We start from the raw sequence: 24,867 nt of genomic DNA, 5'->3' as shown, positions 1-24,867 counted from the left end.
GGTGTTCGGACAGCCGTACGGGTAGCCTGCCGCAATGGACATAGCGGTACGCGCGCAGGCAGCACTCGGCGAGGGCCCCACCTGGGACTCCGCTGCCCAGCAGCTCATCTGGGTCGACATCCTGAACTCACGTGTCCATACCTACGACCCGTCGAGCGGGCACCGCTCGGTCCTGGTCACCGAGCAGCACGTGGGCGCCGCGAAGCCGCGCGCGGGCGGCGGCCTGGTGGTCAACCTCCGGGACGGCGTGGGCCTCTACGACTCCATGGCCGACGGAGGTGCCTTCCGCTGGCTGCACCGCGAGGTCGTGCCGGGCCGCCGGGGCAACGACGCGGCGGTCGCCCCCGACGGGTCCCTCTGGGCGGGCACGATGGCCTACGACGAGACGCCGGGGGCCGCCAACCTGCTGCGCGTCACGGGGGACGGCACCGTCACCGAGGTGTTCGGCGACGTCTCCGTCAGCAACGGCATCGGCTGGAGCCCGGACGGCCGGCTCATGTACTACATCGACACCCTGACGCGCCGCATCGACGTACTGGAAGTACGCGAGGACCAACTCCCGTCCTCCAGGCGCCCTTTGGTGGAGATCGAGGCCGAGGCCGGGTACCCCGACGGGCTCACCGTGGACGCCCACGGCTGTGTCTGGGTCGCGCTGTGGGACGGCGCGGCCATCCGCCGTTACACCCCGTCCGGCGCCCTGGACCGGGTGATCGAGCTCCCGGTGGCCCGCCCGACCGCGTGCGCGTTCGGCGGCGCGGGTCTGCGCGACCTCTACATCACCTCCGCCCGTACGGGACTTGAGGCGCCGCATCCCCTGTCCGGGTCGGTGCTCGTACTGCCGGACGCGGGAGAGGGCGTGGCGCAGGCGGCGTTCGCCGGATAGGGCGTGATGCGAGCTGCGGTCACCGGCAGGGATCAGGCGGATTGCCGTACATCGGGCGTCCGTACCCCTGGAACAGTCGATTCCGCACACAACCTTCACGGCAGTGGCTTCCTCTGTTCCACGTGGCTCACTTAGCCTCCATGCCTCATGGACTACTGCCACCCGTGCCACAGGCACCTCAACGGCGCCCTGGCCTGCCCGGGGTGCGGCACCCCGGCCGAAGCCTGCCGTGAGTACGCGGAGGCGGTCGCCGCGCAGGACGAGTCGCCGGGGTCCGAGCGCCCGTACGACGACGAGGCGCCGCGCGGCAGGAGCCGCCGCCGGGAGCGGGAGCGGGGGCGCCGAGAGCGCGGGCGCCGGGCGGCGCACCGACGCAGGCGCCGCAAGATCCTCCTGGTCACCGCCGGGCTCGCGCTCGCTGCCGGTGGCCTGAGCCTGGCCGAACTCGGCATCGAGGGACCCTCGGACGAGCCGGCGGCGGCCTCCGCGCCGGACACGGAGGCGAGTCGGTCCGCGTCCCGGAAGCCGACGGACCCGGACATCGGGGCGGCCGCGGGCGACGGCGCCACGGCGACGCCTTCGGCATCGGGCTCCGCGGCGGGCAAGGAGTCCAAGAAGGCCAAGGACACCAAGGACGGCGAGGACGCCAAGGGCGACCAGGACGGCAAGGACGGCGAGAAAACGGGGGAGGCCGGGCAGGAGCCGGACGCGACCACCCCGGGCACGACCTCCGCGCCGGACGCACCGGACACCCCCGGCACCCCGGACAGCCCCGGGACCTCGCGCCCCACCACGCCCCCGCCGAGCTCGCAGCAGCCCGATCCGACACCCGAACCGGAGCCGTCGCAGACGTGCGACCGCTTCCTGTGGTGGTGCACCTAGTTCCTGTGGTGGTGCACCTGGCGAACGGCGACGCGGGAAGCGGGCGTCAGGCGGCGTCCTCGCCGATCATCCTGCGCAGCAGTGCCCGCAGCGAAAGCCGCTCCTCCCGGGAGAGCTCGGCCAGCGGCTCCCGCGCGAAGTCGAGCGAGTCACGCAGGCTGCGCGCGACCTGAAGGCCCTCGTCCGTCGGCGCCGCGAGCTTCACGCGGCGGTCGGCCGGGGCGGGCCGCCGCTCGACGAGGCCGCGTGCCTCGAGGCGGTCGATGATTCCCGTGATGTTCGACGGCTCGCACTTCAGCTTCTGCGCTATGCGGCGCATGGGCAGTGGTTCGAGGGAGAGCAGTCCAAGGACGCGCGCCTGCGCCCCCGTGAGGGCGTGCTTGCCCGCAGCGGCTTCGTACTCCTCGTGGTAACGCGCGACGACCGTGCCGATGAGCTCGACGACTTCGAGCGTCAGGGGGTCCGGGCGAGGGGTGCGGGAGCTGCTGATGGCCATGCGCTCCAGGCTACCCCGATACTTGACATAGTGAAATATGTAGGCGCATGGTTGTTTCACAACCTGAAGCATTTCCACGATGTCAGCCTGCCGGCGACGGCAGTCTGAGCAGGAGGAGGACGCCCGCATGTCCGTCACCCCCGAGGCCCCCGGGTCCGCGCAGCTCCCCGCCGTCAGCCGTGAGTGGCACCTCGTGCGCCGCCCGCACGGCTGGCCGGTCCCGGAGGACTTCGCGCTGCGTGAGGCCCCCGTGACCGCCCCGGCCGACGGTCAGGTCGTGGTGCGCAACCTGCACTTCTCCGTGGACCCGTACATGCGCGGCCGGATGAACGACGTGAAGTCGTACACCCCGCCGTTCAAGCTGGACGAGCCCATGCAGGGCGGTGCGGTCGGTGAGGTCATCGCGTCGAACGCCGAGGGCCTGGCCGTGGGCGACCACGTCCTGCACTTCGCGGGCTGGCGCGACTACGCGACCGTCCCGGCCAAGCACGCCGTGAAGGTGGACCCGCAGGCCGCGCCGCTCTCGGCGTACCTCGGTGTGCTCGGCATGCCGGGCCTGACGGCCTACGCGGGACTCTTCGAGGTCGCCTCCTTCAAGGAGGGCGACGCGGTGTTCGTCTCCGGCGCCGCGGGCGCCGTCGGCTCCCAGGTCGGCCAGATGGCCAAGCTCAAGGGTGCCTCGCGCGTCATCGGCTCGGCGGGCTCGGACGAGAAGGTGAAGCACCTCGTCGAGGACCTCGGCTTCGACGCCGCGTTCAACTACAAGGACCCGCGTCCGGTCGTGGAGCAGCTGAAGGAGGCGGCCCCCGACGGCATCGACGTCTACTTCGACAACGTCGGCGGCGAGCACCTCGAAGCCGCCATCAGCCGCATGAACGTGCACGGCCGCGCCACCATCTGCGGCATGATCGCGGGCTACAACGACACCGAGCCGACGCCGGGCCCGCGCAACATGGCCATGATCATCGGTAAGCGCCTGCGTCTGCAGGGCATTCTCGTCGGGGACCACGAGGCGCTGCAGCCGCAGTTCGTCTCCGAGGTCGGCGCGTGGATCCGTTCCGGCGAGCTCAAGTACAACGAGACGGTCGTCGAGGGCGTGGAGAACGGCGTCGAGGCCTTCCTCGGCATGCTGCGCGGCGAGAACACCGGAAAGATGGTCGTTTCCCTCGCCTGAGAGTGGTGAGCGGTGACATGAGGGCGACGGGCGGTGGCCGAGCAGGTGGCCGCCGACCGTCGTTTTCCGTCATCCGATAAAGTAATTCCACATTGTCGCGACTGTGGGCGCGCATCGCGGAACATCTCAGGAGGAACCGGCACTTATGTCCATCCAGCAGATCGACGTCAAGTACACCGCCGTCGCCACCGCCGAGAACGGCCGTGACGGCCGCGTCGCCACCGATGACGGCAAGCTCGACGTCGTCGTCAACCCGCCGAAGGAGATGGGCGGCAGCGGCGCGGGCACCAACCCGGAGCAGCTCTTCGCCGCGGGCTACAGCGCCTGCTTCCAGGGCGCCCTCGGCGTGGTCGCCCGCAAGGAGAACGCCGACATCTCCGGCTCGACCGTGACCGCCAAGGTCGGCATAGGCCAGACCGAGGCCGGCGGCTTCGGCCTGGAGGTCGCCATCACCGCCTCCATCCCGAACGTGGACGCGGCCACCGCGCAGTCCCTCATCGAGAAGGCGCACCAGGTGTGCCCGTACTCCAGCGCCACGCGCGGCAACATCAAGGTGGAGCTCGCGGTCGCCTGATCGCTTCTTCATCGCTTCATCGCGTACGTGACGGAGGGCCGCACCCCGCACCGGGGTGCGGCCCTCCGTCACGTGACCGCGGCGGTGTGGACCGCCCGCACCAGCCGCTCCTCCTCCGGGGCCGGGCTGCCGGGGAAGGGGAAGCGGCGCCGCGTGTACCCGTAGGCGAGCCCGCTGCGCGGATCGGCGAACGCCTGCGAGCCGCCCACGCCCCTGTGCCCGATGGTCCCCGCACCGAGGAACGGGTGCCAGGCCTCGGCGACGTTCTGGAACCCCACCCCGAACGATTTGTGGGCCCGCGCGACCAGGTCGAACCCGTTGGAATGGATCTGCCCGAACTCGGCCACGGTGTCCGGCTTCAGGAGCGGCTCCCGCCCGTCGAGCCCGCCGACCGCCGCCGCGTACAGGGCGGCGAGTCCGCGCGCGGAGGCGACACCGCCGACGGACGCGGGCCCCTTGGCGCGCACCAGGCGGGAGTTGGGGAGCGACTCCAGGTCGGTGGGGTGAGGGCCGTTGCGGTTGAAGGCGATGGAGTTCAGGGTGCCGGGCTGCGGCGGCTGCGCGTCGATGAGGGCGCGCTCCGAGGGGGAGGGGATCGCCGGCAGCACGGACCGGAAGCGGGGCTCGAGGGCTTCCGGGAGCCCGAGGTGGAAGTCGAGACCGAACGGCGCGCGGACCCGCTCCTCGTACACCTCCTGCAAGGTCCGCCCGGTGGCCCGGAACACGACCTCGCCGGCCAGCGCCCCGACGGACAGCGCGTGATAGCCGAAGGCGGTACCGGGGCGCCAGTAGGGCCGCTGGGCCGCGAGGCGGACGGCGATGGCGCGGTCGTCGGCGACCTCCTCCGGACCGAAGCCGCCGTCGGCGCCGACGATGCCGGCGCGGTGGGAGAGAAGCTCCCGGAGCGAGATGCCGCCCTTTCCCTCGGCGGCGAACTCCGGCCAGTAGTGGGCCACTTCGCGATCCAGGGCCAGGGTGCCGTCCTGGACGAGCAGCGCCATGACGAGGTGGGCCGCGCCCTTGGTGGAGGAGTAGACCCCGAAGAGGGTGTCCCCGCCGGTGTCCGGCCCCACCCACAGGTCGACCACTTGCCGACCCCGTACGTACGCGGCGAGTTGCGCGGCGTGATCGGGCTTCTCCCCGGCGAGTACGGCGGTGAACTCATCGCGCACGGCTTCGTATCCGGCTGCGGTGGTGCCCTGGACCTTGATCTCACGTGTCATGCGTTCCTCCTCCCCAACCCCACCCCTTGAACGCCGGACGGGCTGGAATCTCCAGCCCGTCCGGCGTTTGAGGCCATCCTGTCGGGGGCCCAGGGGGCGGAGCCCCGCAGGGCCGCCTTGACCTCAGCTCACGCTCAGCAGCGCCCGCCCCACCTGCGGGAACACCCCCTTCGGGTGGTCCCGGAACAGCGGATCGGTGCCGAACAGGACCACGCGGGACCCCGCGGCGGACCCACTGACGACGGAAGGCTGACCCGCGGCATCCGCGGGGCCACCCGCGCCGTCCACGGCCCGCCAGTGCCCGGACACCAGCGGATTCCCACCCCCGTAGGACTGATCGACCCGCACCCCGCTCCCAAGCCCCTTGAACCACACGGGCGAGTAGACGAACGAGTGCGACGCCGCACCCCCGGTGACAGGACCGCCGGAATTCACCACCCGCACCACCCCATTGGCATCCCCGTTCCCGGAGACCGCCTGCACGGAAAGCAGCTTCGCGTCGGAGTTCAACGAAGCCCCCTCCACACCGCGCCCGACAAGGCCGCCGCCCCCGGAGAGGAACGCGTCGAGCCCGGCCTTCGCCCCCGCGTTCAGCTCCCCGTACGAAAGCCCGGCCGACACGAACAGCGCGTCCGCACCCGACTTCTTCCAGTCGAACCCGCCGTTGAGGACATCCGTCGAGACGGGCACCACGTCGAAGTTCATCTCCCGCAGCGCGAACAGCTCCCCGGGAGTGACGGCCGCCGCGACCCGCGTGGGACGCACCACCGCGCCGCCCTTCGTCTTCGTCGCGTCGAAGGCGACGTCGAACTTCTTCGCCGCGGCGACCGCCGCGCCCCGTGCCGACGACGGCAGGATCACGCTGCCGTCATCGGCCCGCCGTACGGAAGTCCCGCGCGCGAGCAGCCAGTTGAGAGCGGCGACCTCCCGCGCGTCGTCGAGCCGCAGCCGAAGGTCTCCGCGCGAGGCGACGTGCCCGACCCGCGACGCGGAGTCCACGGCACGCGTGCGCACACCGGAGAGCGAGCCGTCCTGCACGGAGTCCACGGTCGCGCCCCACAGCCGCCCGAGGCTCCACCCCGAGATGTCGTACATGGTGGACACCTTGTCGCTGATGTCCCGCCCGTCGGCGAGCATCACGTTGGCGAGTCCGCGCTTGGGCTGACGCATGTCGATGACGTACGAGCCCTCGGCGTACGAGGTGCCACCGAGCCTGAAGTCCTTCGTGGCCCTGCGGACTTCGACGTCGTTGTCGAGCAGGTGCTCCACCAGGCGTGAGGCGGCAGCCGCCGAGCGCTGATCCCGCTCACCCTTCCCATCACCCTTCGACTGTCCCCGCGGAATCACGTACGCACGCGGGAAGTCCGTCGTGTAGACGTCCTCCGGGCCGATCCCGGGCACGCCCGGCACGGTCTCCGGCGACACCGGCACCTGCGCCGCACCCACAGCGCCACGACGGAACGTCTCGATCTGATCGGCGATCACCGAAGTGCGGTGGTCCTGCGTGTACTTGAGCGTCGCCGACATGGCGGCGCCCGCGATGTCCACGTTGATCGCGGACCGTCGCCGCAGCTCGGGCACCGGAAGCTCGTCGTACTCGTCGTTGTTCACGGCCATCGGGAACTCGATGGTGTGCGCGGCGACCGTGCCGTGGAACGGCATGTACTGCGGGGTGAAGATCGGCGGCCAGTCGTCCCAGCCCTCCTCCTGGTCGCGGAAGGGGATGATCGCCGGCTCGACGCCGTCCTTCTCGGGGGTGTAGCCGAGGCCGTTGACCGCGGCCTCCATGCCGAGGGCGTTGGCGTAGGTGTTCTTCAGGAAGAGGTCGTACTCGTAGTTCTCGCCGTGCGGGGGAGTCGTCGGCTCGATCAGCGTGCCGTTGACGTACCCGTGCAGGTCGATCATGACCGCGGGCTGCTTGTCGATCGCGATCTGCCGCATCGCGCGCGCCTCGGGCTGCGAGGCGGTGATGAAGTCGCGGTTGAGGTCGAAGCCGTTGGCGTTGGCGCGGGTGCCCGCGATGCGGCCGTCGGGGTTGGCCGTGACGTTGAAGTACAGCCGGTTGTGCGCGAGCAGGTCCTTCGTCTTGCCGTCCTTGGCCTTCGCGAGCTTCTCGATGAGCTTGAGGGCGGCGTCCGTGCCCTCCCACTCGTTGCCGTGGATGTTGTTGTTGATGAAGACCGGCGTCTTGTACGAGGACTTGACGGCCGGATCCTTGGCGGCCGCCCCGGGCTCGTTCTCGATGAGTTCGCGCATCCGCTCCTGACGGGCGGTCTCCTTGGCGGACTCGGGGGAGGTGACGGTCACCAGATAGAGCTGGTGACCGCCCGCCGAACGGCCCGCGATCTCCACGCTGACCCGGTCGCCGACACCCTGGATGTCATTCAGCTTCGGTGCGATGGAGTGATAGGGGGCCAGGCCCAGTTTTATCGACTTGTCGTCAGGATTGGCGGGCGGCGGGGTGAGCTTCTGCTCGCGGGGATATCCGCGGTCCTTGCCGCGCCCGTGGCCGGATGCGAGCCCGGGGCTGTCCGCGGCTCCCAGCGCCCGGTCGGCGGCGCTCAGCGGCGCCTTGGCGGCCCGTTCCGTACTGCTGAGGGGCGAGCCCTCGCGGAGTATGTCGCGGCCGCCCGGACGGGGGTCGGCGGTCGCGCTGCCGGGGGCGACGGTGGTGAACAGAAGAGCGCCCGCCGAGGCGAGGGTGGTGAGCAGAACGGGTCTGGATGGCCGGGATATCCCCATACGTACCTCCTGGAGCACAACTGGAGAGAAGCTCGTACGCGTGGTCTACCGTTTCAACCTCCGCGCAACAAGAGGGCCTTCACCCCCCTTCACCCCCACGCGTCCCGTGGAACGCAGGGCCGTGACCGGCGGATAGGCTGTGGCGCATGCGTGATCTGGGACGAGGCTTCGGCTATTTGATGAAGGGCCAGCGCTGGGTCGCCCAGCACGGCAAGCAGTACGGAATCGGCCTGCTGCCCGGCCTGATCACCCTGCTTCTGTACGCGGCGGCGCTCGTCGCGCTCGCCCTGTGGGGCACGGACTTCGTCGGCTGGGCCACGCCCTTCGCCGACGACTGGTCCTCGCCGTGGGCCGGCCTGTTCCGCGGCTTCCTCACGGGGCTCCTCTTCGCGCTCGCGCTCCTCCTGTCGGTCGTCACCTTCACGGCGGTGACCCTCCTGGTGGGCCAGCCCTTCTACGAGTCGCTCTCGGAGAAGGTCGACATCTCCGTCTCCGGGTTCGCCCCCGAGTCGGGCCTGCCGCTCTGGCGCGAACTGTGGATCTCCGCCCGCGACAGCCTCCGTATCGTCGTACGCGCCCTGGTCTGGGGCATCCTGCTCTTCGCCCTCGGTTTCATCCCGGTCGTCGGCCAGACCGTCGTTCCGGTGATCGGCTTCTGCGTGACGGGCTTCTTCCTGGTCGAGGAGCTGACGGCGGTGGCGCTGCAGCGCCGGGGCGTCGAGGCCCGCGAACGGCTTGCGCTGCTGCGCGGCCGCAGGCAACTGGCGTGGGGCTTCGGCACCCCGCTCGCCGTGGCCTTCCTGGTCCCGTTCGTCGCCGTGTTCCTGATGCCCGGGGCGGTCGCGGGCGCGACGCTCATGGCGCGGGAGCTGATGGGCGAGGACAGCGGCCCGGCCCCGGACGACGACACCCGGGGCGCGGCCGGCCCGGCAGGACACGGCGGGCCGCAGGCCGCTACCGGCGGGCGTTCATAGCCGTCGTCAGGATCTCCCGCACCTGCGCGATGATGTCGAGCCGGTTGCGCACGAACTGGGGATCGGTGATCGAGCCCGTGGCCGGGTCCGTGTTGCCCGCCCCGAACTGCAGGACCGGCGTGTGCACATGGCCGCCGGGCAGCCGGTCGTGAAGGCCGAGGCGGTCGCGGAGCAGCGTCGCCCGGTAGGCGATCTCGTTCGACAGGTAGTTGCCGCCGCCGCCCTCGCGGGCCGTCGAACCGGCGGTGGGTCCGTCCGGGCGGACCACGGGAGCACTCTGGCCCGCCGGGATCTCGGTCACCGACGTGTTGTCGTACACCGGGAAGCGGCCCGTCCCGGCGTCCACGATCTCCTTGTACGGGAGCGTCGTGGACGTCCACTGGGGCTGCGTGGCCGGATCGGTGACCGGGACGGTCTCGGTGCGCGAGAGGTTCTCGTTGTCCGGGAAGCCGCCCCGCCAGGCCCCGTTGGTCCGCTCGATGTCGAAGCGTCCCACCCGGCCCTGGCTGATGGTGGTGAAGAGGTCGACGCGGGGAAGGTGGGCGCGCAGGGTGCGTTCGACCGTCCCCTCGGCGAAGTCGTCCCAGCGGACGGGGAAGACGGCGGTCTCCACGCGGGCGGGCCCGTCGGCGGTCTCGATGACCGCGCCGTCGAGCGCCAGGGCGGTGGCGCCCGACGGGTTGCTGATGCGGACGTCACGGTCGAGCGTGAAGGGGTCGAAGCCGGTGACGAGGATGCGCTTGAGGCGGTGGCCCGCGGCGTCCTTCTTCGGGTAACTGATCGAGTCGTGCCCGCGGGACGCGTCCTCGAGGGCCCGTATGAGGTGCCGCTGCCGGGCCTCACTCACCCCGAAGCGGGTCGGCTCCCACTGGCGCAGCTCCCGTGTCATCCCGAGCCGCGCCCAGTACAGCGGCCGGTCGTCGTCCCGGCTCAGCTCACCGGCGGGACCCCGCCCCTGCGCCCGGTCGACGGCACGCCGCCACAGCGCCTCTCCCTGCCGTACGACGACGCGCTTGGCCTCGCCGTACGAGTGGGCGCGCTCCAGGGCCCTGGCGAACTTCGGTGCCACGGTGTCGAATCCGCTGCTCCGCAGGATCTCCCGTGGTGCGGCCCGGTCGAGGCGCTGCTCCTCGGTGGTGGCGGCAGGCGCCGCGGTCGTCGCCGACGCGGGCGGCACCGCCGCGAGGGAGAGCAGCAGGGTGACACCGATCGCGGCGAGCCGCGGGGAGACGTTGGGCGAGAGTGACACGGGAGTCCTTCCGTGGCCGGTGGGGGTGATCGCAGTATTCCGGCAGGAAGGCGGCGCCCGCTAGCGGTTCGGCACGGCATGATCCGCGAGGACCTCCTCGATCACATGGCGCGCGATCGTCGCGATGGTGGCGTTCCTGGTCCGGTAGTAGGGCAACTCGATGAGCGCGATCGACAGGGCCCAGCCGCGCCCGCGGGCCCATGTCGCGTCGTCGACGTCCAGAGCGGCCCGGAAGGCCTCCCGCGCGTCGCCCGTCAGCAGACTCCAGGCGGTGATCAGATCGACGGCGGGTTCGCCGTACCCCATGCACCCGAAGTCGATGACGGCGCCGAGCCGTCCGTCGGCGGTCAGCAGATTCCCCGGTTGCAGGTCGGCGTGGACCCAGACGGGCGGCCCGTCCCAGCGGGGCGTGCGCAGGGCCGCGTCCCAGGCGGCGGTCGCGGCGGCCGTGTCGATGACGCCGTGCAGCTGCGAGAGCGCGTCGCGGGTGTCGGCGTCACGGGGCGCGAGGTGTCCGCTGCGATACGCGGGAGGTGCGTCGGCGGGGTCGACGCGCCGCAAAGCCACCACGAACTCGGCCAGGTCGGCGGCGAACAGCTCGGACTGGCCCGCCCCGCCGACGACGGGGTTCGCGCCGTCGAGCCACCGGTAGACGTACCAGGGCCAGGGAAACCCCTCGCCGGGCGCGCCCTCTCCCAGCGGAGCGGGAATCGCGACGGGCAACGAGGAGGCGAGGCGCGGCAGATGCAGCACCTCACGCCGTATGTCCCCGACGCCGCCTTCGACGCGCGGCAGCCGGACGGCCAACTCGTCGCCGAGGCGGTAGACGGCGTTGACGGTGCCGTTCGAGTCGACGGGCTCGACGGCGAGGTGCGCCAAGTCGGGAAACTGCGCGGCGATCAGCCGGCGTACGAGGTCCGTGTCGATGTCGGCTTCGTGGGCGTGCATCTTGGCCGGGGGCATGCGGGCCTCTCCATATGCGTCAGGGGGCGGACCGCGCCGATCGAAGCGGGCCGGGGGCGGCGGGTCAACTCGATTGCGGGAAGGCGTCGGCTCACCACTCCCGTTCGGCGACCAGCTCCTCCACATCCGCGTCCGTGAATCCGTAGGCCGACGCCCCAAAGGCGAAGTCCCCGGCTATCTCCTCCCGGGCGACGGTCTCGATCTCGCTGCCGGCCTCGCGCGCAGGAACGCGTGCCCGGCCGCCTGCTGGTTCGTGATCGGCATGGGGTGCCCTCCTCGAAGATCCGACGTACACCTCGATGCTGCACCACGCCACTGACAACGGCGGCCGGCCTCAGGTGGCTCGAGCGGACCGCAGCGCCTCCAGGAACGGCTCGACCGCCGGTGGTGCCGCCCGGCCCCGCACAGTCGCCGCGTACACGGCCCGGGGCGGCACGTCGTCGCCGTGCACCGGAACCAGGGTGATGTCGGGGCGGACGGACTCGGCGGCGAGGGCGGGCACGAGGGTGACCCCGAGACCCGCGGCCACGTAGCCCTGCTTGGCGGTCCACTCGGCGACGACATGGGCGACCCGGGGCCGGAAACCGTGCCGATGCGCCTCCTCCAGGAGGGTCCCCCCGACGTCCGCGCTGCCGGACACCCAGTCCTCCCCGGCGAGTTGCGACAGACGCACCGACGCGTGGTCCGCCAGCGCATGGTCCGGAGGAAGGGCGACGTACAGCCCCTCGTCCAGGAGGTGACGCAGTTCGTACGCGCTCATGTCCCCGCTGAGCGCACCTCCCGTCGAGGAGACGATCGCGAGGTCGAGCTCGCCGGCCCGGAGGCGGGCGAGCAGCCCCGGCGTCAGCCCCTCCTCGCGGGTGAGCGTCACGCCGGGGTGGCGGGCACGGAACGCGGCGATGGCCCGTGGCACGAGCGCCGCGTCGGCCGTCGCGAACGCCCCGAAGCGCAGGGTCCCGCCCGTCAGGTCACGCAGCGACGCCAACTCCCGCCGCATGGCGCGCAGTCGGGCCACGGTCTCCTCGGCGTACGGCAGGACCGTGCGGCCGTGCGCGGTCAGGCGTACGCCCCGTGGCAGCCGGTCGAAGAGCGGGTCGCCGCCGAGCGCGTCCTCGAGCGAGGAGATCTGCCGCGAGACGGCGGACTGCGTCCAGCCGAGGGTGCGGGCGGCCACGGTGAACGAGCCGTGCCGCGCGACGTCCAGGAAGACGCGGAGCCAGACGGTGGAGAGATCGGGCGGGGGCGGGTCCTGGGCCATCCGTGCGGTATGCGGTTCGGGCATGGCAGGCATGCTAGACATTCGCTTGTCGCATCGCGTGACCGGCCCTAGCGTCGAGGCCATGGAGAAGATCGCGTTTCTTGGCCTCGGACACATGGGCGCGCCGATGGCGCGCCAACTCCTCGCGGCAGGCCACCCGTTGACGGTGTGGAACCGGTCCGCCGGGAAGGCGGAGCCACTGGTGGAGGAGGGGGCCCGGCTCGCCGCCGACCCCGCGGACGCGGTGCGTGACGCCGATGTCGTCATCACCATGCTGGCGGGCCCCGAAGCGGTGCGCGCCGTCGCCGACGCCATCGTGCCGCAGCTGCGGGCGGGGACGCACTGGGCGGAGATGTCCACCGTCGGGCCCGATGTCGTACGGGAGTTGGCGGAACGGGTGCCGGACGGCGTGACCCTCGTCGACGCGCCCGTCATGGGCAGCACGGACAAGGCGGCGGCGGGGAGCCTCGGCATTCTCGCGGGGGGTGAGGCGGACGGGGTCGAGCGGATCCTGGCCTGCTTCGGCCCGGTGACCCGTACGGGACCGCTCGGCTCGGGAGCCGCCCTGAAGCTCGTCGTCAACACCGCCGTCATCGGGGGCGTGGCCCTCGTGGCCGAGGCGATGAAGCTGGCGGACGCGCTGGGCCTCGACGAGGAGACGGCCAAGGGGGCGCTCGCGGGCGGGCCGCTCGGGGGCGCGGTGAGCCGGGCCTTCGCCACCGATGTGCACTTCGGCAGCGACCTCGCCGTGAAGGACGTGGCGCTCGCGACCGAGGTCACCGGACTCCCCGCGATGGAAGCGGTCCTCGGCCACTACAAGGCCGCCGCCGCCGACCCGGAGGTCGTCCACGAGGACATCGCGCGGGCGGTCGCCCACATCCGTTCCCGGAACACCCGCTAGTCACGAACCCGGCACGACCCATGAGGAGCAGTACGCACCATGAACATAACCATCGACAACCCCGCCTCCGCGCCCCAGCCCCTGGGCCCCTACTCCCAGGTCGCCCGCGTCGAACTGGACGGCGGAGGAGCCCTGTTGTACCTCTCGGGGCAGATCGCCGGGGGTGACGGCGTCGCCGCCCAGAGCCGCGGCATCTTCGAGGCGCTGTCCGCCCTGCTCGCGGCGCACGGCGCGACGCTCGACGACGTCATCAACATCCGCACCTTCATGACGGACCTCGGCGACCTCCCCCAATACGCGGCCGTACGCGCCCAGTTCCTCACGGCTGCGCCGCCCACCAGCACGACGGTCGAGGTGCCCCGGCTCTTCCGGCCGGAGGCGCTCATCGAGATCGACGTCGTGGCGGCCGTCCCATCCGCCTGATCACTCTCTCCCGCCGTTCAGCAGGGCGAGGAAATCCCTGAACGCCCCCGCCATGTCCACCGATTCGGGGTCCAGGAGCCACTGGTACTGCAGTCCGTCCATCACCGCGACGAGGAGCGGCGCCGCCGCCTGAGGGGTGAGGCCGCCGGGGAGCCGCTCCCCGTACTCCGCGCGCAGGACCGTGGCGAACCCCTCCCGCACCGACCCGTACCGCTCGGTGAAGTACTCCCGTGCCGGGTGCCCGTCCGTGACGCTCTCGCCGAGCAGTGCGGAGAAGGTCTGGATGATGCCGGGACGCATCGCGTTGTACTCGACGAGCGAGCCGAGCAGGTCGAGGCGGATCTCGTTCGCCGGCACCGCGTCCCACTGGTCGCGGGCCTCCAGGACGGCCACGAGCAGGGCGTCCTTCGTGGGGAAGTAGTGCAGCAGACCCTGCTGGGTGAGCCCGACCCGCTCGGCGACGGCGCCCAGGCTCGCGCCCCGGTAACCCCGCTCGGCGATCACCTCGAGGGCGGCCCGGAGGATCTCCGCACGCCGCTCCTCGCTCCTGGCCCTGGTCGTGGCCTTGGCCGTGGCCTTGGTCTTGGGCGCCATCGTGTCTGCCCCTTCACGCTCTCGGTCCTGCTCGCGGGACGACCGTACGTCATGCCCACTCAAATATAACGTCCAGATCACAAAAACTACCGAGCTACAGGTAAGCGAGGCAGGATGGAGGGAACGCACGGAACGGACTTCGACGACTCAGGCGACTTCAACGAGGAGGTACCGCCATGGCGGGAACCCAGGGCCCCGGGGCCACCCAGGCCGACCAGGCACGCGAGGCGGTCGTGGAGGCAGCCCTCGCCGCGCTGGATCTGGACGCCAAGGCCCGGCTGCTCGGCGGGCGTGACATGTGGTCGCTGCACGCACTGCCCGAGATCGGCCTGGCGCCCCTCGTGATGTCGGACGGCCCGATCGGCGTGCGCGGCACACGCTGGACCGCGGACGACCCGTCCATCGCCCTGCCGTCCCCGACCGCGCTCGCCGCCACCTGGGACCAGGGCCTGGCCCGCCGCGCGGGCGCCCTCCTCGCCCAGGAGGCCCGGCGCAAGGGCGTCCACGTCCTCCTCGCGCCCACCGTGAACCTGCACCGCTCGCCGCTGGGCGGCCGGCACTTCGAGGCGTACAGCGAGGACCCGTATCTGACCGGCGTCATCGGTACCGGCTACGTCCAGGGCGTGCAGTCGGGCGGCGTCGGCACGACCGTCAAGCACTTCGTCGCGAACGACGCAGAGACCGACCGCTTCACCGTCGACAACAAGGTCGGCGCGCGAGCCCTGCGCGAGCTGTACCTCGCGCCCTTCGAGACGATCGTCGCCAACGCCCACCCCTGGGGCATCATGACCGCCTACAACCAGGTCAACGGCTCGACGATGACGGAGCACCGCTACCTGGTCAACGAGGTCCTGCGCGGCGAATGGGGCTTCGACGGCTACAACGTCTCCGACTGGATGGCCGCCCGCTCGACCACCGGCGCCATCGACGGCGGCCTCGACGTCGCCATGCCGGGACCGCGGACCGTGTACGGCGACGCGCTCGCCGAAGCGGTGCGCGGGGGCCGGGTCAAGGAGACGACGGTCGACGAAGCCGTCCGCAACGTCCTGCGTCTCGCCGCCCGCGTCGGCATCCTCGAAGGCGCCGAACCCGTGGTCACCGACCTGCCCGCCGAGATCGACGGCGAGGCGCTCGCCCGCGAGATCGCCCGCCGCGCCTTCGTCCTCGTGCGCAACGAGAACGCCACGCTGCCGCTGCGGCCCGCCGCCTCCGTCGCCCTCATCGGAGCCGCCGCCCGCGACGCCCGCGTCCTGGGCGGCGGCTCCGCCACCGTCTTCCCCGCCCGCGTCATCTCCCCGCTCGACGGCCTGACGGCGGCACTCGGCGAGGACACGCTGACGTACGCCGTCGGGGCCGACCCGAGCGACGAACTCGCCCCCGCGGACAAGGGCTTCGCACTGCGCGCCATCTGCCGCGACGCGAACGGCGACATCCTCGGCGAAGGCAACCTCCCCACCGGCCAGGTCCAGTGGATCGGCGACGACCTGCCCGACGGCGTCACCCACGAGGCGATGGCCTCGATCGAGGTCGTCGGCACGTTCACGCCCCGCGAGAGCGGCGAACACTCCTTCGGCACGCGCGGCCTCGGCGCCTTCACGCTGCGTGTCGGCGGCGAGGTCGTCTTCGACGGGACCGAGGAGATGGGCGCCGCGTCCGACCCCTTCGAGGCGTTCTTCGGCTCACCGGTCGAGCGGGCCAAGGTGAGCCTGACGGCGGGCGAGACGGTCGAGATCTCCCTGCTCCACCCCCTGGACAAGGAGTACAAGGCCCCGCTCCCCGGCGTGGTGTTCTCCTTCGTGCACCTGGGCCCGCGGCGCGACCCCGACGAACTGATCGCTCAGGCCGTCGAGGCGGCGCGCGGCGCGGACACCGCGGTCGTGGTCGTCGCCACCACCGAACGCGTCGAGTCCGAGGGCTTCGACCGGCAGGACCTGCGGCTCCCCGGCCGCCAGGACGAACTGGTCCGCGCGGTGGCCGCGGCCAACCCCCGCACGGTCGTGGTCGTCAACTCCGGCTCCCCGGTGGAGCTGCCGTGGCGCGACGACGTGGCGGCGGTGCTGCTCGGCTGGTCCCCGGGGCAGGAGGGCGGCGCCGCGCTCGCCGACGTGCTCCTCGGCGCCCAGGAGCCGGGCGGGCGGCTGCCCACCACGTGGGGCTCCTTCGCGGACGCGCCGGTCACTCAGGTCACCCCGACCGGCGGTGAACTCGCCTACACCGAGGGCGTGTTCATCGGCTACCGCGCCTGGGAGAGGTCGGGCGCCACCCCTGCCTACGCCTTCGGCCATGGCCTCGGCTACACCGACTGGACGTACGAGTCCCTCCACGTGGAGGGCGCGACGGCCACCGTCCGCGTCCGCAACTCCGGTCCGCGCGCGGGCCGCGAGGTCGTCCAGGTCTACCTCGCCCCGACCTCGCCCGGCGGCGACCGGCCGGCCCGTTGGCTCGCGGGCTTCGCGGGAGTCGAGGCCGCGCCCGGCGAGAGCGTGGAGGTGCGGATCGAAGTCCCGCGCCGCGCCTTCGAGATCTGGGACGAGAGCGCCGACGCGTGGTCGTACCAAAGTGGTTCGTACGAGATCCAGGCGGGCCGCTCCATCGCCGACCTCAGGCTGACCGAGACGATCGCCGTCTGACTCTCAGCGAACCGCGAAGCCGTACACCGTCTCCGACTCGTACACCCCACCCGGCCGCAGCACCGTGCCGGGAAACTCCGGCCGGTTGGGGGAGTCGGGGAAGTGCTGCGTCTCCAGCGCGACCCCGTCCCCGGGGGCGAACGGCAGCGGTTCCTCGAAGTGGTCCGCCGTGTACAGCTGAAGTCCTGGCTCCGTCGTCGCCACGGTCAGCACGCGCCCGGACGCCGGATCGCTCAGCTCGGCCACCTCGGCCGGCCGCGCGGTGAGCCCCTTGTCGAGCACGTAGTTGTGGTCGATCCCGGCCCCGACCTTCCGTGCCCGGCGGAAGTCGAACCGCGTCCCGTCGACGTCCTCGTACACCCCCGTGGGAATCTGCGACCCGTCCGTCGGCGTGATGCGCTCCGCCGCGATCCGCAGCTCGTGGCCGCACGCGCTGCCGCGTCCGGCGCCCGCGAGGTTCCAGTACGTGTGGTTGGTCAGGTTCACGACCGTGGGGGCGTCCGTCGTCGCCTCGTACGAGATCCGCAGCGCGCCCGACGCGTCCAGCGCGTACGTCACCGACACCGCGAGGCGCCCGGGAAAGCCCTCCTCGCCGTCCGGACTCACCCGGGAGAGCCGCACGCCGTGCTCGACCTCCGTCGCCTCCCACACCCGCTTGTCGAAACCGGCCGTGCCGCCGTGCAGCGCGTTGGGCTCGTTGTTCCGCGCCAAGCGGTACGTCCGCCCGTCGAGCGTGAACTCGCCGCCCGCGATCCGGTTCGCGTACCGGCCCACCAGCGCCCCGAAGTACGGTCCCGGATGGTCGAGATAGCCCTGGAGGCCGTCGAAGCCGAGCGCCACCGGCTCGCGCCGCCCCGACCGGTCGGGAACTTCCGCCGACTGGATGATCCCGCCGTACGTCAGGACGCGTACCCGCACCCCGCCCCTTTCCAGGGTCCAGCGATGGACGGGCGTGCCGTCGGGGAGTGCCCCGAAGAGTTCACTGCGCATGATCGCGACCCTACGCCGGGCAGCGGCGGCCTCAGGCCCCGGGAGCTGCGGGATGACCGGGGTTCTTGGCCTTCACCTGCCGATAGGCCAACTCGGCGAGCCGCGACTGGCCGTCCTTGCTGGGGTGGAACCAGTCCCAGCGGCTCAACTGGTCGCCGTCGAAGCGGTAGTCGAAGACCGCCCCGCCGTCGTACCGGCAGCGCAGGTCCTTGACGCACACGTCCTTGAGCACGTCGTTGTACGCGACCACGCGGTTCTGCACACGGTCCCGTCGCTGTGTCGCCGCCGCGTCCCGCGCGTCCGGGTCCGCCAGCATCGAGGAGCAGATGCCCAGCTTCCAGATCTGCTTGCCCAGCGCGTTCGTGCGCCCCTGGGACCAGAGCCGCTTCAGGTCCGGCACGGAGGTCACGTACACCTGGGTCTTGGGAAGCTCGCGCCGCAGCGTGCGCATCGCCTTCTCGAAGTCCGCGCGGAACTCGGCGACCGGCGTCATGGAATCCGCGGTGGGCCGGCACGCGTCGTTCGCGCCCGCCATCACCGTGATCAGCTCGGGCCGCTCGGCCGCGGCCTGCTCGACCTGTGCGGGGAGGTCCGCCATCCGGGCACCGGTCTTCGCGTAGTTCCAGCTGTGCCCGGCGGCCCGCTCCTCGCCCAGGAGCCGGGTGGCGAGGCTGCGCACCTCGGAGTCCGTGCCGGTCGCCCAGGACGCCTCGGGGCAGTCGGCGAGCACCGAGCAGGCGTCGAAACCGCGGGTGATGGAGTCGCCGACGGCCGCGAGGGAGTCCGGGCTCGTGTCCCAGATCGGGGTGGGCTTGGGGGACGGCTTCTGCGCCGATGGTCCCTGGGGCGCGGGGGAGTCGCCGCCGGAGGCGTCACACGCCGTGAGCGCGGTGGCGCCAAGAAGAACCGCCGTCGCCATGGCGACGGCGGCACGCGAGCGGTGCCTTCGGTTTCGCATCCCGGGTCCCCCTCTGTTGCCGTAGACCGATCCACTGCCGTAGGCCGACCGCACCCCCGCAGCCCCCCGGCCGGGTGAAGCCTGGGCGATTCCTGGCCTTGGGACCGACCGTACGTCACACTCCTTGTTCCGCCGCACGGTAGCCTCGCCACCCAGTGGCACCCTGCTCTTCCGGTTCCGCTAAATTACATCACGTCACATCTGTCCCGTTTTCGGGAGTTTCCCGAATTCAGGGCGACAACGCTCGGCACGGGCGCGAGGCCGCTGGGGAAGGCGAACCTCGACCCACACTGGAGGTCCCGGTGACGACACGTGGAGTTCTTTACGTGCACTCCGCGCCGCGCGCGCTGTGTCCGCACGTCGAATGGGCAGTCGCGGGCGTACTCGGCGCGCGCGTCAACCTCGACTGGATCAGGCAGCCCGCGGCGCCCGGCAGCTGGAGATCCGAGTTCTCCTGGCGTGGCTCGGTGGGCACCGCGTCCAAGCTCGCCTCAGCCCTGCGCGGCTGGCAGCTGCTGCGCTTCGAGGTCACCTCCGAGCCGTGCCCCACGGCCGAGGGCGAGCGCTACAGCGCCACGCCCGAACTCGGGATCTTCCACGCGGTCACCGGCATGCACGGCGACATCCTGATCCCGGAGGACCGCCTGCGCGCCGCACTGGCCCGCTCCCAGGGCGGCGAGAGCGACCTGGAGGGCGAGCTGGCCAAGCTGCTCGGCAAGCCCTGGGACGACGAGCTCGAGCCCTTCCGGTACGCGGGCGAGGGCGCCCCGGTTCGCTGGCTGCACCAGGTCGTCTGACGGAGCTCCCACTCGTACGACGAAGGGCCCCCACCGAGCGGTGGGGGCCCTTCGTCACTTACGGGTGACCGCTCAGACGGTCCTGAACGCGAGCACCACGTTGTGGCCGCCGAAGCCGAACGAGTCGTTCAGCGCCGCGATCCTGCCCTCGGGCAGTGCGCGGGCCTCGTCACGGATGACGTCCGCGTCGACCTCGGGGTCGAGGTTCTCGATGTTGATCGTCGGCGGGGCCATGCGGTGCTTCAGCGCGAGGACCGTGGCCACGGTCTCCACGCCGCCCGCGCCACCGAGCAGGTGACCGGTCATCGACTTCGTGCTGGCGATCGCCATGTGGTCCACGTCGTCGCCGAACGCCTTGCGCAGCGCCTTGATCTCGGCGACGTCACCCTGCGGCGTCGAGGTCGCGTGCGCGTTCACGTGCACGATCTCGGCGGGCTTGAGGTCCGTGCTGTCGATCAGGTTCTGCAGCGCCGCCGCGATGCCGTTGCCGGACGGCTCGGGCTGCGTGATGTGGTGGGCGTCGGCCGAGATGCCCTGGCCGACGGCCTCCGCGTAGATCTTCGCGCCGCGGGCCTTGGCGTGCTCCTCGGACTCGAGGACGATCACGCCGGCGCCCTCGCCGAGCACGAAGCCGTTGCGGTCGACGTCGTAGGGACGCGAGGCGCCCTGCGGGTCGTCGTTGTTCTTGGACATCGCCATCATGTTGCCGAACGCGACGATCGGCAGCGGGTGGATCGCCGCCTCCGTGCCACCCGCGACGACGACGTCGGCGCGGCCGGTGCGGATCATCTCGATGGCGTAGCCGATGGCCTCGGCGCCCGAGGCGCACGCCGACACGGGGGTGTGCACACCCGCGTGGGCGCCCAGCTCGATACCGACGTTGGCCGCCGGCGAGTTGGGCATGAGCATCGGCACGGTGTGCGGGGAGACGCGGCGTACGCCCTTCTCCTTGAGCACGTCGTACTGGTCGAGCAGGGTGGTCACGCCGCCGATGCCGGAGGCGATGACCGCGCCCAGGCGGTGCGGGTCGACGGACGTGTCCTCGCCGGCCTTCGCGGTGTAACCCGCGTCGGCCCAGGCCTCCTTGGCCGCGATCAGCGCGAACTGCGCCGAACGGTCCAGCTTGCGGGCCTGCGGACGGGGAATGACCTCGCCCGGCTCGACCGCGATCTGGCCCGCGATACGGACCGGAAGCTCGGCCGCCCAGTCCTGCTCGAGGAGGCGTACACCGGAACGGCCCGCGAGCAGACCTTCCCAGGTCGAGGCTGCGTCGCCACCCAGCGGTGTGGTTGCGCCGATACCGGTGACGACCACGGTGCGATTGGTCGAGTTCACAGGAAAATTCTCCACGGTGTTGAGGGGATCAGCGGCGCCACCGCCGGGTGGCGACAGCAGAGCAGCCTGGTCAGGCGGCCTGGTGCTTGAGGATGTAGCTGGTCGCGTCGCCGACCGTCTTGAGGTTCTTGACGTCGTCGTCCGGGATCTTGACGTCGAAGCGCTCTTCGGCGGCGACGACGACCTCGACCATGGACAGCGAGTCGACGTCCAGGTCGTCGGTGAAGGACTTGTCCAGCTGGACGTCCTCGACCGGGATGCCGGCGATCTCGTTCACGATCTCGGCGAGACCGGCGACGATCTCTTCCTGAGTGGCGGCCATGTTGGCGCTCCTTCTATGTATCCAGAGGGTGTGGCGCCCGCCGCGGCAGCGGCAGGTTGGTTTACAGCCGTACGGATCGGATGATCCGGACGTGATGCCTAGGGGAGGGTAACGACCGTGGCGGCGTACACGAGACCCGCCCCGAAGCCGATGACGAGCGCGGTGTCGCCGCTCTTCGCCTCGCCGGTGGCCAGGAGCCGCTCCATCGCGAGCGGGATCGAGGCTGCCGACGTATTGCCGGTGGTGCGCACATCACGGGCGACCGTGACGTGTTCCGGCAGTTTCAGAGTCTTCACCATCGAGTCGATGATCCGCTCGTTGGCCTGGTGCGGGATGAAGACATCCAGGTCGTCCGCGGTGATTCCGGCCGCGTCCAGCGCCTGCTGGGCGACCTTCGCCATCTCGAACACGGCCCAGCGGAAGACCGCCTGGCCCTCCTGCGTGATCGCAGGGAACTTGATGTTGCCCTTGCTGTCGAGCGGCAGCTTCGAGACATCGCCGACGTGCAGGTCGTTCCACGCGACGGTCTGCTTGATGGTCTCGGACTTGTCGCCCTCGCTGCCCCAGACGGTGGGACCGATCTGCGGCTCGGTGGCCGGGCCGACGATCACGGCGCCCGCGCCGTCACCGAACAGGAAGGCCGTCGCGCGGTCCTCGAGGTCGGTCAGGTCGCTCAGCCGCTCCACGCCGATGACCAGGACGTACTCCGCGGAGCCGTCGGTGATCATGCCCTTGGCGAGCGTCAGGCCGTAGCCGAAGCCCGCGCAGCCGGCGGAGATGTCGAAGGCGGCGGGCTTGCCCGCGCCGATCTTGTCCGCGATCTCGGTCGCGATGGCCGGGGTCTGCTTGAAGTGCGAGACGGTCGAGACGACGACCGCGCCGATCTGCTCCGGGGTGATGCCGGCGTCGGCGATCGCCTTGCCGGAGGCCTCGACGGACATCGCGGCCACGGTCTCCTCGTCGGAGGCCCAGTGGCGGGTCGCGATGCCGGAGCGGGAGCGGATCCACTCGTCGGACGAGTCGATCGTCTCGAGGATCACCTCGTTGGGCACGACACGGGTCGGGCGGTAGCCACCGACACCCATGATGCGCGCGTACGGGGCGCCCTTACTGGGCTTGATCTTCGACATGCTCTCCTGGCTCCTTCTCAGGCACCCGCCGCGTCGGCGGCGGATGCGGTGTCGGCGATGAGCTCAGATGCGGCGTCGAGGTCGTCGGGGGTCTTGAGGGCCACCGTCCGCACCCCGGGCAGGGCGCGCTTGGCGAGGCCGGTCAGCGTGCCACCGGGGCACAGCTCGATCAGCGCCGTGGCGCCCAGGTCCTTGAACGTCTCCATGCAGAGGTCCCAGCGCACCGGGTTGGCCACCTGGCCGACCAGGCGGGACACGACGTCCGCGCCGGTCGTCACGGCCTGGCCGTCGCGGTTCGAGACGTACGTCAGCTTCGGGTCGGCCGGGTCGAGGGCCTTGGCGGCCTCTTCGAGTGTGGCGACCGCGGGTGCCATGTGGTGCGTGTGGAACGCGCCCGCCACCTTCAACGGTACGACGCGGCGGACGCCTTCGGGCTTGTCCTCGGCGAGCGCCGCGATCTGCTCGGCGGTGCCGGCGGCGACGATCTGGCCGGCGCCGTTCACGTTCGCCGGCGTCAGGCCGAGCTTCTCCAGGTGCGGGATGGTGACCTCGGGGTCGCCGCCGAGCAGCGCCGCCATGCCGGTCTCCGTGATCGCGGCGGCGTCGGCCATGGCCAGACCCCGCTTGCGCACGAGGCCGAGCGCGGCCTCCTCGGTGAGCACACCGGCGTACGCGGCGGCGGTGATCTCGCCGACGCTGTGTCCCGCGACCGCGCCGGGCTTGTTCGCGGCGAGGGCGTCACTGAGTGCCGCGGCGGACAGCAGGCCGGCGGCCACCAGGAGGGGCTGGGCCACGGCGGTGTCGCGGATCGCGTCCGCGTCGGCCTGCGTGCCGTAGTGGGCAAGGTCGAGCCCGATGGCGTCCGACCACGCACCGATGCGGTCGGCCGCGCCGGGGAGATCGAGCCAGGGAGTCAGGAAGCCGGGCGTCTGAGCGCCTTGGCCGGGAGCGACGAGTACGAGCACTCTCACACTCTCTCTTGTGGACGGTGGAAGCCGCCCGTGGGGACAGGGACGAAGAACCGCTGGGGGAATTGTAGAGGCCCGACAAAAACCTACGGTTGGAGATCTCCGTCGGCCAGACGTCCCAGGATCAGCGCGATCCGCAGTGTGAATGCGGAGCGAACATCGGAGGGTGACCAGCCGGTGACGTCTGTCACACGTCGCAGCCGGTAGCGCACGGTGTTGGGGTGCACGAAGAGCATCCGGGCGGCGCCTTCGAGACTGCTGGCCTGTTCCAGATAGACGCTGAGCGTCTCCAGGAGCGCGGAGCCGGCTTCCTCCAGTGGTCTGTAGATCTCCTCCACCAACTGCTCGCGCGCGGCGGGATCGCTCGCGATCGCGCGCTCCGGCAGGAGATCGTCCGCCAGGACAGGGCGCGGGGCGTCCTGCCAGGCGGCACAGGCCTTGAGCCCGGCGGCCGCGGCCTGCGCGGACCGGGTGGCGGCCAGCAGGTCGGGGACGATGGGCCCGGCGACGACGGGCCCGGCCGCGTAGGGGCCGATCAGACCCTTGGCGACCTGCAACGGATTATCGCTGCCGCCCGCGATGACGACCAGACGGTCGCCGAGCACACCGGTCAGGACCTGCAGCTTGGCGTGCCGCGCGGCGCGGCGGATGGCCTCGACGGTGAGCTCGCTGTCGCCGTCGGGCGCGGTGCCGAGGACGACGCAGACGTGCTCGGGGGAGTTCCAGCCGAGCGCGGCGGCACGGGACACGGCCCCTTCGTCGGCCTCCCCGGAGAGCACGGCGTTCACGACCAGCGACTCGAGGCGGGCATCCCAGGCACCGCGTGCCTCGGCGGCCTGCGCGTAGACCTGCGCCGTGGCGAAGGCGATCTCGCGGGCGTACACGAGGAGCGCCTCGCGCAGGATGGATTCGTCTCCAGGAGCCGCGATCTCGTCGACCGCGGACTCCATCACCTCGATCGTCGTACGCACCATCTCCACGGTCTGGCGCAGGGTGATCGCCCTGGTCAGCTCGCGGGGGGCGGTGCCGAAGACGTCGGTGGAGATGGCCTGGGGGGCGTCGGGGTGGCGGAACCACTCGGTGAAGGCGGCGATACCTGCCTGCGCCACCAGTCCGATCCAGGAGCGGTTCTCCGGAGGCATCGCCCGGTACCAGGACAGCGTCTCGTCCATGCGCGCGATGGCCTGCGCCGCGAGGCTGCCGGATGACTGTTCGAGGCGCTTCAGCGTGGCTGAGTGCGCGTGAGCCTTCCGGTGCGCGTCCTGACGAGCGGCTTCCTCGTGGCGTGCGGCTTCCTCGTGGGCTGCCTGATGGGCGTCCTGGCGGGCTTCGTTCGCAGAGGGTTCGGGCACGGGGACAAGACTGCCTTATCGGGACGGGGGTGTGCGGTGCCGGGTCTAA

The 24,867-nt window shown here is 71.4% G+C and carries 23 protein-coding genes and 1 pseudogene; 9 read left to right on the top strand and 15 right to left on the bottom strand.

From position 1 onward, the window contains the following. Positions 1 to 34 precede the first annotated feature (34 nt). A complete protein-coding gene (locus ACWGIH_RS11095) occupies positions 35 to 883 on the top strand; it encodes an SMP-30/gluconolactonase/LRE family protein (protein ID WP_453447637.1) in 849 nt (282 codons plus the stop codon). Positions 884 to 1,030: 147 nt separating this feature from the next. Next, positions 1,031 to 1,765, top strand: a complete 735-nt coding sequence (locus tag ACWGIH_RS11090) for an SCO2400 family protein (RefSeq protein ID WP_453447639.1) — start codon at positions 1,031 to 1,033, stop codon at positions 1,763 to 1,765. Positions 1,766 to 1,811: 46 nt separating this feature from the next. Here ACWGIH_RS11090 and ACWGIH_RS11085 read toward each other — a convergent pair whose 3' ends face one another. Next, positions 1,812 to 2,261: a MarR family winged helix-turn-helix transcriptional regulator gene (locus ACWGIH_RS11085; protein ID WP_453447641.1), complete on the bottom strand. Its 450-nt coding sequence runs from the start codon at positions 2,259 to 2,261 to the stop codon at positions 1,812 to 1,814. A gap of 127 nt (positions 2,262 to 2,388) precedes the next feature. On the opposite strand from ACWGIH_RS11085, the gene ACWGIH_RS11080 reads away from it, so the two are divergent. After that, positions 2,389 to 3,435: an NADP-dependent oxidoreductase gene (locus tag ACWGIH_RS11080; RefSeq protein ID WP_453447643.1), complete on the top strand. Its 1,047-nt coding sequence runs from the start codon at positions 2,389 to 2,391 to the stop codon at positions 3,433 to 3,435. A gap of 145 nt (positions 3,436 to 3,580) precedes the next feature. Beyond that, positions 3,581 to 4,009, top strand: a complete 429-nt coding sequence (locus tag ACWGIH_RS11075) for an organic hydroperoxide resistance protein (protein WP_351160091.1) — start codon at positions 3,581 to 3,583, stop codon at positions 4,007 to 4,009. A 68-nt stretch (positions 4,010 to 4,077) separates the two neighbouring features. Here the strand turns inward: ACWGIH_RS11075 and ACWGIH_RS11070 are convergent, their stop codons facing one another. Beyond that, positions 4,078 to 5,232 (bottom strand): serine hydrolase domain-containing protein, encoded by a 1,155-nt coding sequence (locus ACWGIH_RS11070; RefSeq protein WP_453450845.1) that lies wholly within the window; start codon positions 5,230 to 5,232, stop codon positions 4,078 to 4,080. A 123-nt stretch (positions 5,233 to 5,355) separates the two neighbouring features. Then, positions 5,356 to 7,974, bottom strand: coding sequence for a M14 family zinc carboxypeptidase (locus tag ACWGIH_RS11065; RefSeq protein ID WP_453450846.1), 2,619 nt, complete (start codon positions 7,972 to 7,974; stop codon positions 5,356 to 5,358). A 146-nt stretch (positions 7,975 to 8,120) separates the two neighbouring features. Between ACWGIH_RS11065 and ACWGIH_RS11060 the strand changes: the two genes are divergently transcribed. After that, on the top strand, positions 8,121 to 8,948 hold the full coding sequence (locus ACWGIH_RS11060; protein WP_453450847.1) for an EI24 domain-containing protein: 828 nt from the start codon (positions 8,121 to 8,123) through the stop codon (positions 8,946 to 8,948). Here the strand turns inward: ACWGIH_RS11060 and ACWGIH_RS11055 are convergent. From ACWGIH_RS11055 to ACWGIH_RS11040, 4 genes and pseudogenes are all read right to left on the bottom strand, one after another. Then, the gene (locus ACWGIH_RS11055) at positions 8,929 to 10,146 is read right to left on the bottom strand and encodes a pyroglutamyl-peptidase I family protein (protein ID WP_453450890.1); all 1,218 of its coding nucleotides are present in this window, start codon (positions 10,144 to 10,146) and stop codon (positions 8,929 to 8,931) included. The two genes, ACWGIH_RS11060 and ACWGIH_RS11055, sit on opposite strands and share 20 nt — an antisense overlap. Positions 10,147 to 10,257: 111 nt before the next feature. Next, the gene (locus tag ACWGIH_RS11050) at positions 10,258 to 11,160 is read right to left on the bottom strand and encodes an aminoglycoside phosphotransferase family protein (protein ID WP_453450848.1); all 903 of its coding nucleotides are present in this window, start codon (positions 11,158 to 11,160) and stop codon (positions 10,258 to 10,260) included. A gap of 91 nt (positions 11,161 to 11,251) precedes the next feature. Further along, positions 11,252 to 11,374: pseudogene (locus tag ACWGIH_RS11045) on the bottom strand (DUF5713 family protein); the annotation flags it as partial. 120 nt (positions 11,375 to 11,494) lie between these two features. Continuing rightward, positions 11,495 to 12,451: a LysR family transcriptional regulator gene (locus tag ACWGIH_RS11040; RefSeq protein ID WP_453450849.1), complete on the bottom strand. Its 957-nt coding sequence runs from the start codon at positions 12,449 to 12,451 to the stop codon at positions 11,495 to 11,497. 49 nt (positions 12,452 to 12,500) lie between these two features. On the opposite strand from ACWGIH_RS11040, the gene ACWGIH_RS11035 reads away from it, so the two are divergent. Then, positions 12,501 to 13,319 (top strand): NAD(P)-dependent oxidoreductase, encoded by an 819-nt coding sequence (locus tag ACWGIH_RS11035; RefSeq protein ID WP_453450850.1) that lies wholly within the window; start codon positions 12,501 to 12,503, stop codon positions 13,317 to 13,319. A gap of 39 nt (positions 13,320 to 13,358) precedes the next feature. Beyond that, on the top strand, positions 13,359 to 13,742 hold the full coding sequence (locus ACWGIH_RS11030) for a RidA family protein (RefSeq protein WP_453450851.1): 384 nt from the start codon (positions 13,359 to 13,361) through the stop codon (positions 13,740 to 13,742). Here ACWGIH_RS11030 and ACWGIH_RS11025 read toward each other — a convergent pair whose 3' ends face one another. Next, entirely contained in the window at positions 13,743 to 14,336 is a 594-nt protein-coding gene (locus tag ACWGIH_RS11025) for a TetR/AcrR family transcriptional regulator (RefSeq protein WP_453450852.1), read from the bottom strand. A 176-nt stretch (positions 14,337 to 14,512) separates the two neighbouring features. On the opposite strand from ACWGIH_RS11025, the gene ACWGIH_RS11020 reads away from it, so the two are divergent. Then, positions 14,513 to 16,966 (top strand): glycoside hydrolase family 3 protein, encoded by a 2,454-nt coding sequence (locus ACWGIH_RS11020; RefSeq protein ID WP_453450853.1) that lies wholly within the window; start codon positions 14,513 to 14,515, stop codon positions 16,964 to 16,966. A gap of 3 nt (positions 16,967 to 16,969) precedes the next feature. Here the strand turns inward: ACWGIH_RS11020 and ACWGIH_RS11015 are convergent, their stop codons facing one another. Both ACWGIH_RS11015 and ACWGIH_RS11010 read right to left on the bottom strand, forming a co-directional pair. Continuing rightward, entirely contained in the window at positions 16,970 to 17,956 is a 987-nt protein-coding gene (locus ACWGIH_RS11015; RefSeq protein ID WP_453450854.1) for an aldose epimerase family protein, read from the bottom strand. A gap of 31 nt (positions 17,957 to 17,987) precedes the next feature. Further along, positions 17,988 to 18,914: an SGNH/GDSL hydrolase family protein gene (locus tag ACWGIH_RS11010; protein WP_453450855.1), complete on the bottom strand. Its 927-nt coding sequence runs from the start codon at positions 18,912 to 18,914 to the stop codon at positions 17,988 to 17,990. Between the two features lie 302 nt (positions 18,915 to 19,216). Between ACWGIH_RS11010 and ACWGIH_RS11005 the strand changes: the two genes are divergently transcribed. Then, positions 19,217 to 19,711, top strand: coding sequence for a DUF3145 domain-containing protein (locus ACWGIH_RS11005; RefSeq protein WP_453450856.1), 495 nt, complete (start codon positions 19,217 to 19,219; stop codon positions 19,709 to 19,711). 72 nt (positions 19,712 to 19,783) lie between these two features. Here ACWGIH_RS11005 and fabF read toward each other — a convergent pair whose 3' ends face one another. From fabF to fasR, 5 genes are all read right to left on the bottom strand, one after another. Beyond that, a complete protein-coding gene (gene fabF, locus ACWGIH_RS11000; RefSeq protein WP_453450857.1) occupies positions 19,784 to 21,046 on the bottom strand; it encodes a beta-ketoacyl-ACP synthase II in 1,263 nt (420 codons plus the stop codon). Between the two features lie 70 nt (positions 21,047 to 21,116). After that, positions 21,117 to 21,368: an acyl carrier protein gene (locus ACWGIH_RS10995; protein ID WP_249590117.1), complete on the bottom strand. Its 252-nt coding sequence runs from the start codon at positions 21,366 to 21,368 to the stop codon at positions 21,117 to 21,119. Between the two features lie 98 nt (positions 21,369 to 21,466). Beyond that, complete coding sequence (locus tag ACWGIH_RS10990) at positions 21,467 to 22,498, bottom strand: beta-ketoacyl-ACP synthase 3 (protein ID WP_453450858.1); 1,032 nt, start codon at positions 22,496 to 22,498, stop codon at positions 21,467 to 21,469. 17 nt (positions 22,499 to 22,515) lie between these two features. Then, positions 22,516 to 23,463 (bottom strand): ACP S-malonyltransferase, encoded by a 948-nt coding sequence (locus tag ACWGIH_RS10985; protein ID WP_453450859.1) that lies wholly within the window; start codon positions 23,461 to 23,463, stop codon positions 22,516 to 22,518. An 89-nt stretch (positions 23,464 to 23,552) separates the two neighbouring features. After that, complete coding sequence (gene fasR, locus ACWGIH_RS10980) at positions 23,553 to 24,692, bottom strand: fatty acid biosynthesis transcriptional regulator FasR (protein WP_361822989.1); 1,140 nt, start codon at positions 24,690 to 24,692, stop codon at positions 23,553 to 23,555. Positions 24,693 to 24,867 lie beyond the last annotated feature (175 nt).

The organism is Streptomyces sp. NPDC054872, assembly GCF_053610705.1.
The sequence above is the reverse complement of the archived record's forward strand: the minus strand, read 5'-3'. Positions and strand labels throughout refer to the sequence as shown.